Here is a 9,067-nt window from a genome sequence, read left to right on the forward strand (position 1 = left end):
CCGGCGGTTGCGGAACCACCCGCTGGGATGCGAGTTTCGGCCGATACAGCCATTCGAGGGAACAGCCATGCCAATGCGCCGAATTGCCTTGATGACGGCAGCGATCCTGCTGGCCGCGACCGGCCTCGCCGAAGCCAGGCCTGACACCCGCACGATGAGTTGCGACCAACTCCGGCAACTGCTCCAAAGCCGCCATGCCGTGGTGCTGACCACCGGCCCCAACACCTATGACCGCTATGTCAGGCAGTTCGGCAACGAATGCGACTGGCCGGAGGTGCCGATGTCGGCCTATGTCCCGACCCGTGACGGCAGCTGCCCGGTCTACCGCTGCGAGGAACCTGTCACCAACTTTCCGGACTGACACCGCGCTTCCAATCGGCTTTGCCGCCGCAGTGCGTTGATCCCGGCGCGCGAACCGGCTAGGGGTGGGGCGCAACGTGCATTTTCCCGCTTCGTCTAATGGTAGGACAGCGCCCTTTGAAGGCGTGAATCGAGGTTCGAGCCCTTGAGCGGGAACCAGCAACCAAGCGTTCGGCTGCTCAAAAGCTGCGCGCAGGGCTGGCCAGCCGGCATCAGCGTATTAGCGAACGCTTGTATTTCGCCCCAAGCAGGATCATCATCCGGACCGTCAGTGGCTTCAAGGGGTGCAGCGCCATGGAACTGAGTTGCTTTGACGGGGGCGTCCTTGCATCGACGATGTCCCTGAACGTCACGGCGGTTTTCATAATATTGACCGCATTTGCCGCATTTCGGCTGGTTGCAATGTCAGGCGAAGGTTCTGTCGACCAACTCCAGACCGCGTAGCCCGCAGGGGACCTCCGGTTCAGGAGAAGGCATATGGCCGCGAGAAAAGTGATAGCCGTCAAGGATTGGTCTTGCGGCATGAGCGACGAGCTCGGCCGCGTCGTCCTGACCATCAACCCGACCGAGGGTGAGCCCATCCTGGTTTTGATGACAATCTTCCAGGCGGCAAGGATGGCCGGGGAATTGCGGGCTCCGAAACTCGTCTCCATGCCTCGGTGACGCCACGCCCCTGGGCAAATCGGATCAAGCTCGCCGGGGCAGCCCCAACGCCCTCCCCAGCGAGCTGTTGCTCCGTTACGATGAACGATGGAGCAATTACTGCTTTACGAATCCGGGCGCCATTAAGTTGCACCGGCCTCCTGAAACCATTTCGCGGACACCGCGTTGACCACCGGGCCGACACAGGAGACATCTCATGACCGTCAACTGCCGCATATCGATCGACAACCGGCCGGAGGCCACGGACGCCATTTTTCAGGCGGTTCCACGGATCGGCGAAAGTGTCGCGCTGTCGATCGACGGAACCACGCAGGATCTGCGGGGTATCGCGCGTCGTGCACGTCACCAATGGCAGCCTGGAAGGTGCCGCGATCGTCGTCGAAGTGACGACCAACATCCTCTGAACCGAGAGTCTCGTCCCGGTACGCCAGCCGGCGCCGCGTCGCGGCAACTGCCGACCGGCCTGCGGGGCCAGGGCGGCTCACGCGTGGTGAACCGCCCTACTCCTTGCCGCCGTCGGAAATGCCGTTGCCGCCGGCGGTTGGCAAGATGCCGAAGTCTTGCGACTTCGTCCCTTGCTCCGCCGTCAGGAAGCCATCCGAGGCAAGACCGCGCCGCAGCAATTCCCTCACGGCGGCCGAACGGCTCGGCATGCGCTTGTCAAAGCGCCAGTTTTCCAGCGCCGCCAGTTCGTCTGACGTCAGCATGATCTGCAACCGTTCCGGGCGTTCCAGTTCAGTCATCGCGCTTCCCTCGCTCCGCACCATGAATACGTAGAATGAGTATTCAACTTACTCAACTCATAGTTAGGAAACCGCTCCTAGCGCGTCAAGACCTCGCGATGGGTGAACCGCTTGTCATGCTCATGAAGAGCGTGATGCGTATTCGGCGTAACACACACAGTTGCACAACTATGCTAACTATTTGATTTGTTTGTGTATAATTTAATTAGTGACTTGCCAAGCCCAAGCCCCTGCCGCATTGTGCAACCTGAACAGAAAACCATTCCCTTTGGGAGGTTTCGATGCGGTATGATTACTCGGCGCGACTGCGCGATGACGTCCGTTCAGCAGTCCAGGTCGCCTTCAGGAAGACCGGCATCGTCAGCATCACGGCGGTGGCGGAGCATGTAAGGGTCAGGAATCTGGCCGAAAACGTCGCCCTCGAGGACGTCGAATACCTTGTCTTCCAGGCAGCCCAGCTGATTGGCGCGGCAATTGAATTCGACGGGCTCACCAATTTCGACGGCGTAGCTGGTCTGTTCGTGGATGGCCTCGGTGGCGACGATGGTGAGCGCGTCAACGCCCAACTCGACAGACCTGGTGAGGCCACCCTGCAGTAGGGCGGTTCAGGCTGAACGCGCATTTGTCCCGTGCCAGCCAGAGCGGCCTCCTCAAAAGGCCGCCCTGCTGTTTCCGTACCTTGGTGATGACCAGAGCAGTTCCTCAGGCGGAGCCGGCGATTTGTGAGGCGAAGTCGCGATAGGGACGCAGCGGGCGGCCCAGAAGCGTGGTCAGGCGCTCGACGTCGCCGGCCTCGGGCAGCATGCCGTCGGTCAGGAACCGTTCGCCCATCAAGCGCATGTCGTACGCCATCCAGGCAGGCAGGAACTGCTTGAGATTCTGCTCGAAATCTTCGGTGTTGTCGCCGCCGTAGCTGATCGGGCGGGCAAGCACGTCGGACCAGATAGCGGCGATATCCGTCCCGGTCAGTGTCTGCGGACCGACGAGGTTGATCCGCTCGAGCGCAAGCGGCTCCGCGGACCGTTCGCGGCGCAGCAGCTCGAGAGCGGCGATCTCGGCGATATCACGCACGTCGACCATGGCGAGCCCCTTGGCGCCGACCGGCATTGTGTAGGTGCCGTAGCCGGTGATGACGTCTTCGATCATCAGGTCGTTCTGGATGAAATAGGCCGGGCGCAGGATCGTGGCCTGGAAGCCCATCTGCTCGATCATTCGCTCGACGCCGAATTTGCCGGCGAAATGCGGCACGTTCACATAGACGTCCGCATGGAGCACCGAGAGATAGACGATCCGCTCGATACCCGCCGATCGGGCGACGTTCAGCGCGACCAAAGCCTGGGTGAATTCGTCCGGCACCACGGCGTTCAAGAGGAACAGGGTGGAAACGCCGGACATGGCTTTGCGCAGTGAATCGACATCGAGAAAATCGCCTTGCGCGACCGATACGCCTGCCGGAAAGCTGGCTTTCGACGGATCGCGGACGAGAGCACGGACGTCGGCGCCACGCTTGACGAGGTGCTCGACGACTTGGCGGCCAACATTGCCTGTGGCGCCGGTAACGAGGATGGTCATGGAATTTCTCCTGTTGGGTTGCTTGACAGGCCCAATATGTGTGGCTCACAAACAGTCAAACAGGCCGAAATTTTAGACGCACCGTCTCACTGGTGGAACACTCATGGATCTTCTGGCCCTCACCGATTTCAACCTCGTTGCCCGCCATGGCGGTTTCGGCAAAGCGGCAAGGGCCACCGGCCGGCCCAAGGCAACCTTGTCGCGGCGGGTTGGAGACTTGGAGAGCAGCCTTGACCTGCGCCTGTTTGAACGGGGCGCGCGCAACCTGAAGCTGACCGAAGAAGGACGGGCGCTCTTCGAGCGGACGGGAGTATTGCTTGCCGAACTGGACGAGACGGCTGCGGAGATCGCCTCGGGCGGTCGCAAACCCAAGGGCAGATTGCGTATCAGCGCGCCCCTGCTTTTTTCTCAGACCGCGATGGGGAGGATCGCTGCGGGATTTACCCTCAAATTTCCGGAGGTGAGGCTGGAGGTCACGACGGAGGACCGGGCTGTGGACATGATCGAGGAAGGCTACGACCTGGTGATCCGGGTCAACCCGGATCCCGACGAAAGCCTGGTCGGACGGGCGTTTCTCCGCGACCGGCTGGTCGTCGTGGCGAGCCCTCACCTTCCTCGCACCGGTGGTCCGGCCCCTGGCGTTGCGCGCGGGACAGGCGAACGGCAAACATGGCACGTGAAGACAGAGGCTGGCCGGTCGACGATAAAAATCGAGCCGGTCCTCGCTTTGGGAACGCTCATTATCGTGCGCGATGCGGTGCGAGCGGGGGTCGGGGCAGCACGTCTTCCCATTTCGTTGGTGGCCCACGATTTGGCTGACGGCACACTGGTGAATTGGGGAGACATTGACGGCCCGGAGATCGCTCTTTGGACGCTCTACCCGTCTCGGCGGCTGCTCAGCCCGCGCGTGTCGGCTTTCCTGGACTTTCTGAAACAGGCCTTCCCGAACGGGACGCCGGACGAACTGGCCGCCTATATCGGCAGGTGATGCCGAACCCGCTTTCAGCGCACTGGGACCCTGGCAGCGTCACGTCACCTGCCAGCCTGCTTGGCAGAACATGCCGCAACCTCCGATCCACTCGTCGACAGAACCCGGCAAACAGGCCGATCGCACCGGCAGGCGCCGTTTCGCGAACGATTGTTTTCGGTGTGGAACAAACTGGGTGCATGGAGGTTTTGGCCTCGCCGCACTCAGGAGGACGTGGTGAAGGCTCTGCGCAGTCTCCTTGCCGAACTGTCATCCAACTGGCTCAGGCGCCGCAAGGCGCAAGCGTCCAACACCGCTGGGAATGCCAAAGCCACGCCCAGCGTTGCGCCGCAGGCGTCAAATCAGCGTGCCGCTCATAGGCCCAAGCCTCCGTCCACCCGCGATGTCGCCTCCAACACGTGAGCGAGCTGCAAAGGCCATGATGATGCTGAATCGCCTGACTACAGATCCACTTCTCCGCCTTTTCATCGGTATAATTGCCGGCACATTGGCTGGAGGCGGTGTCGGCGAAGTGGTCGGCAACCATATCATGGCCGATCCCCTTGTCGGCGCATCCGTGGGCGCTTTTGTCGGCGCCGCGATTGCCGGAGTGATCCTGGCCGTGGAAGAATAGCGCCGCCGCATGGAGCAGCCATGGGGCGGCCGCGTCGTCTTCAAGCCATCGGCATGCGGCCGAACACCCTGTGGGAATTGAGCGATCGGCTGCTATAATTCCTGGACCCTTCCCGGAGAACGCCTGCCATGACCCTGAAAACACGCAAGCTCGGCAGCCAGGGGCTGCAGGTCTCGGCCATCGGCCTCGGCTGCATGGGCATGAGCCAGTCCTACGGCCCGGCCGACGAGGCCGAATCCATCGCCACGCTGCACCGTGCCATCGAACTCGGCTGCACCTTCCTCGACGCCGCGGAGGTCTATGGTCCCTACGCCAACGAAGCCTTGCTCGGTCGGGCGTTAAAGGGCAAGCGCGACCAGGTGACGATCGCCACGAAATTCGGCTTCCGTATCGAAAACGGCAAGCAGGTCGGAACCGACAGCCGGCCCGAGCATATTCGTGAGGTCGTGGAAGCCTCGCTCGGCCGCCTCGGAACCGACCATATCGACCTGCTCTACCAGCACCGCGTCGACCCGGCGGTGCCGATGGAGGATGTCGCGGGCGCCGTCGGCGAACTCGTCGCGCAAGGCAAGGTGCGCTTCTTCGGCCTGTCGGAGGCCGGCGCGGCCAACATCCGCCGGGCGCATGCTGCGCACCCGGTGTCAGCGGTGCAGAGCGAGTATTCGCTGTGGGAGCGCAATCTGGAGCCGGAGATCATCCCGCTGCTTGGCGAACTCGGCATCGGCCTGGTGCCGTTCTCGCCGCTCGGCCGAGGTTTTCTCACCGGCCAGGTCAAGCGCGCGGAAGACTATCCCGACGGCGATTATCGCCGCAACGACCCGCGCTACCAAGGCGAAAACTACGACGCCAATGTCGAGGCGGCCGCCAAGGTGAGCGACATCGCAGCAGCCAAAGGCATCAAGCCCGGCCAGATCGCGCTGGCCTGGCTGCTGGCGAAGGGCGACGGCTTTGGCATCGACATCGTGCCGATCCCCGGCACCAAGCGCACAAAATACCTGGGAGAGAACGTCGCCGCCGCCGCGATCAAACTCGATGCCGCCGAGATGGCCGCGCTCGACGAAGCGCTCGCGCCGGGGAAAATCTCCGGCCCGCGCTACACCGAGCGGGGCATGGCGATGGTCGACCGGTAGGGGGCGCCGCCCGTCTCGCTCTGAGGGCAATGCTCTCGCTCAACTCTTCGGCGGCAGCTGATGTCAAATCGGCTGTCGGCTCGGCTTTATCAGCCAATGTTTCAGCTGGCCGGTGGAGCGTTGATCGCAAATTGCGCAGCGAAAGCCCTGATGTAAGCAGGCCGAGCTTCACCGCGCGCTACATATGCAGCAAGGTTTTGATATTCGTCCAAAATGCCCGACATTCTTAGTCGCAGCAGCACCGATACCATCAACAGATCGCCCGCGCTGAATGCATCGTCGAGCCACTCGGCGGCGTCCAGACGAGCCGAGAGCCTGTCGAGACAGGCGCGAACACGATCCTTCACCAATGGCAAACGCTCCTCGCTCCAGGGCTTGTCAGCTTCGAATATCTTTGCCGTCGTTAATTCGAGGATCGGCGGCTCGACTGTGTTAAGTGCGGCAAACATCCACGTGATCGCACGCGCGCGGGCATCGCGATCGCCGGGCAGCAGGCCCGCGTGCTGCTCGGCAAGGTGAAGGATGATCGAGCCGGTCTCGAACAGTGAGAGAGAACCCTCCTCGTAGGTGGGGATCTGGCCGAAGGGATGGAGGGCCAGATGGTCCGGCGCCTTCATCTGCGCGAAGGAAACAAACCGAACCTCATAAGGCAGCCCTACCTCTTCGAGCGCCCAGCGAACGCGCGTATCGCGCGCCAGTCCCTTGCCGCGATCGGGCGATCGCTCAAATGCCGTGATGGTGATTGTCATCGCATCGTTCCTGATTGGGCGAATTCTTCGGCTCCCTATCGTGAAGACGAATGGGCCTCCCGGAAATCGACATCGGTGTGAACTATTTTCCGCAGTTCGTGCCTGGCTTGTCGACCCCGACATTGCCGAAGAAGGCAAAGGCAGGGCCTAATCCGCCGCTGCCGCCGTGACCTTCTTGGACGCGGCCCGCTGTCGCCGCATGCGCCGTTTGGCGACGAGCTTGAGAGCGACCGGCGGCTCGTTTGAGAGCGCGCCCAGCACGGCGTCGACCATGCCATGCGCCACGAAATCCGCGTTCAAGTCACGGGCCAGTTTGTCGGCCGTCTCCTTGTCCTCAGCAGCGGCCTCCGACCAGAACACGATTCCCACCCGAAGTGCGGCCTTGGCGCGCTTCAGCCGGCGAACCAGGAAGCGGGCGTGCTTGACGGAATCCCGGTTCAGGAATCCGACCACGACGGTGTCGACGGTTTCGAGCTCAAGGCGGCGAATGCTGGCGGGCTCCATATCGGCAAAGCCGGCTTTCGATACCGTCGCGCCCTGCACCTCCAGCACCTGCGCCAGCATAGCGGCGGCGGCGTCGTCGAGCTCGCCACGCCCGCCGGCGCAAAGCACGGAGATATCCGTGCCATCGGGCAGTTCGGTCTCGTCCTCCCCGCTTGGATCGCCATCGTCGCTCGCCTCTGCGGCCACGTGCGACTCCTCCTCGCCTGCCTCCTCCTGCGCGCTGTCGTCGAGATTGGCGACCAGCATCAGGGCACTGGCCGCCACCTGCCGCCTTTGCAAATCGCCCATGACGCCGCGCACACGGTCTTGTTCGCCCAGCAAAAGCGCCGGAATGGCAACCTTGTCGTAGAATTCGACCAGATATTTCTCCTCCAGCATCTCCTCGGCATGGTCGGTGGCTTCTTCCGGATCGCCGGCCAGCAGCCGCTGGTACAGGCGCGCATGGGGTTCGAGCACGGGCTCGTTGCCGAACAGCACGTCGAGGAATTCAAACTGCGGCACGTGTCTGCCCAGCACCACCAGGCAGACGGTGAGCGGTGTCGACAGGATCAGCCCGAGCGGCCCCCAGAGCCACGTCCAGAAAATCGCCGCGACGATGATCGCCAGCGGCGACAGTCCTGTCCGCGAACCGTAGAGCCAGGGTTCGATGATATTGCCGGTGATCAGCTCCATCACCACGAACAGGCCGGCGGTCCACAGCACGAGCGACCAGCCCGGCGCAACGGCCAGCGCCAGGAACAGCGGCAAAAGCATGCCTATGATCGGGCCGATATAGGGAACGAAACGCAGCGCCAGCGCCAGCAGCCCCCACAGCAGCGCATTGGGAATACCGAGGGCCCAGAGCCCGATCGCGATCGGCACGGCGTAGACGATGTTGACGACCAATTGCATCAAGAGATAGCGGCCCACCCGCTTGGCGGCATCCTGAAGCGCCTCGGTGGTGCGGTGGAGGTCGCCGTAGCCGACAAGCCGGATGAAGCGGTCGCGCAGATCCTCCCGCTCGAGCAGCATGAAGATGACGACGACGATGATCAGTCCGGCCGACCCAAGCGGGCTGATCAGCGGACCGACGATGTTCTGCAGGACCTGGAGCGGCCTTTCGCGCGCGACGATCTCGACCGGCACCGGCTCGCGCGGCGGCTTTTCCGGGGTGGCAGCCGGCAGCGAGGGGTCCTGCCGGTCGATCTCCTGGCCGACCCGCTCGACCACCTTGCTCAGTCTGGCAAGGATCCCGCCCCCGACCCCGGTTTCCTTGAGCGAGCGGATCTTGGTCAGGATGTTGGTCTGGTAGACTGGGATGTTCTGCGCCAGTTCGCTGACCTGCGTAGCGACGATGAAGGAGAACAGGCCAAGGGCCGCGAAAGCGCCGAGCACGCTGGCAATGACGGCGGCAATCCGGGGAATGCCTATCTTTTTAAGAGCTGAGACAAGCGGCGCCAGTGCGAAGGTCAGCAGCAGCGCGATCGCGATCGGCAGGAAAACCTCGCGCCCGAAATACAGTGCGGCCACCGTCGTGACGATGGCCGCCATATTGGGCAAAGAGGTTCGCGGATGGGGCGCGGCCGCTGAAAGGGCGTCCCCTAGCCCATCAGCCGGAGACGCCGTGCCGTTTCGACGATTGGCCACGTGATGCCTCCCCTGCCAAATGCCATGATCGGGCATATAGAGCGGACGTGCAACTTTAGCCAACGATGAAATACGCCTCGCTCAACGGGCAATGATCCGGCCCGCGTCGGCCGCTCTCG

At 62.8% G+C, this 9,067-nt stretch carries 11 protein-coding genes and 1 tRNA gene; 8 read left to right on the forward strand and 4 right to left on the reverse strand.

Features of this window, described 5'->3' with window-relative positions:
* Nucleotides 1-67 precede the first annotated feature (67 nt).
* The 4 genes from AC0L2U_RS25815 (at nucleotide 68) to AC0L2U_RS25830 (ending at nucleotide 1,427) form a co-directional block, all read left to right on the forward strand.
* A complete protein-coding gene (locus tag AC0L2U_RS25815) occupies nucleotides 68-361 on the forward strand; it encodes a hypothetical protein (RefSeq protein ID WP_292703853.1) in 294 nt (97 codons plus the stop codon).
* Between the two features lie 84 nt (nucleotides 362-445).
* Nucleotides 446-519 (forward strand) — tRNA-Gln (locus tag AC0L2U_RS25820).
* 318 nt (nucleotides 520-837) lie between these two features.
* Entirely contained in the window at nucleotides 838-1,023 is a 186-nt protein-coding gene (locus AC0L2U_RS25825; protein WP_127331685.1) for a hypothetical protein, read from the forward strand.
* 281 nt (nucleotides 1,024-1,304) lie between these two features.
* Nucleotides 1,305-1,427, forward strand: a complete 123-nt coding sequence (locus tag AC0L2U_RS25830; RefSeq protein ID WP_473602830.1) for a hypothetical protein — start codon at nucleotides 1,305-1,307, stop codon at nucleotides 1,425-1,427.
* Between the two features lie 96 nt (nucleotides 1,428-1,523).
* Here AC0L2U_RS25830 and AC0L2U_RS25835 read toward each other — a convergent pair whose 3' ends face one another.
* Entirely contained in the window at nucleotides 1,524-1,766 is a 243-nt protein-coding gene (locus AC0L2U_RS25835; protein WP_127269195.1) for a hypothetical protein, read from the reverse strand.
* 281 nt (nucleotides 1,767-2,047) lie between these two features.
* Between AC0L2U_RS25835 and AC0L2U_RS25840 the strand changes: the two genes are divergently transcribed.
* Complete coding sequence (locus AC0L2U_RS25840) at nucleotides 2,048-2,365, forward strand: hypothetical protein (protein ID WP_127269194.1); 318 nt, start codon at nucleotides 2,048-2,050, stop codon at nucleotides 2,363-2,365.
* Between the two features lie 103 nt (nucleotides 2,366-2,468).
* Here the strand turns inward: AC0L2U_RS25840 and AC0L2U_RS25845 are convergent, their stop codons facing one another.
* Nucleotides 2,469-3,338 (reverse strand): SDR family oxidoreductase, encoded by an 870-nt coding sequence (locus tag AC0L2U_RS25845; RefSeq protein WP_473602831.1) that lies wholly within the window; start codon nucleotides 3,336-3,338, stop codon nucleotides 2,469-2,471.
* Between the two features lie 103 nt (nucleotides 3,339-3,441).
* Here AC0L2U_RS25845 and AC0L2U_RS25850 point away from each other — a divergent pair, with 103 nt between their 5' ends.
* The 3 genes from AC0L2U_RS25850 to AC0L2U_RS25860 all read left to right on the forward strand — a co-directional run bounded on the left by AC0L2U_RS25850 (nucleotide 3,442) and on the right by AC0L2U_RS25860 (nucleotide 6,069).
* A complete protein-coding gene (locus AC0L2U_RS25850) occupies nucleotides 3,442-4,326 on the forward strand; it encodes a LysR family transcriptional regulator (protein WP_473602832.1) in 885 nt (294 codons plus the stop codon).
* 418 nt (nucleotides 4,327-4,744) lie between these two features.
* Entirely contained in the window at nucleotides 4,745-4,939 is a 195-nt protein-coding gene (locus AC0L2U_RS25855) for a hypothetical protein (RefSeq protein WP_127382563.1), read from the forward strand.
* A 128-nt stretch (nucleotides 4,940-5,067) separates the two neighbouring features.
* Nucleotides 5,068-6,069: an aldo/keto reductase gene (locus AC0L2U_RS25860; RefSeq protein WP_128363567.1), complete on the forward strand. Its 1,002-nt coding sequence runs from the start codon at nucleotides 5,068-5,070 to the stop codon at nucleotides 6,067-6,069.
* A 101-nt stretch (nucleotides 6,070-6,170) separates the two neighbouring features.
* On the opposite strand, the gene AC0L2U_RS25865 is transcribed toward AC0L2U_RS25860, so the two are convergent.
* The gene (locus tag AC0L2U_RS25865; RefSeq protein WP_127271145.1) at nucleotides 6,171-6,818 is read right to left on the reverse strand and encodes a glutathione S-transferase family protein; all 648 of its coding nucleotides are present in this window, start codon (nucleotides 6,816-6,818) and stop codon (nucleotides 6,171-6,173) included.
* Nucleotides 6,819-6,965: 147 nt separating this feature from the next.
* Nucleotides 6,966-8,984 carry an AI-2E family transporter gene (locus tag AC0L2U_RS25870; RefSeq protein WP_292634619.1) on the reverse strand — a complete coding sequence of 673 codons (2,019 nt, stop codon included), beginning with the start codon at nucleotides 8,982-8,984 and terminating at the stop codon, nucleotides 6,966-6,968.
* Between the last annotated feature and the right edge of the window lie 83 nt (nucleotides 8,985-9,067).

Source organism: Mesorhizobium sp. WSM4808, from assembly GCF_055811675.1.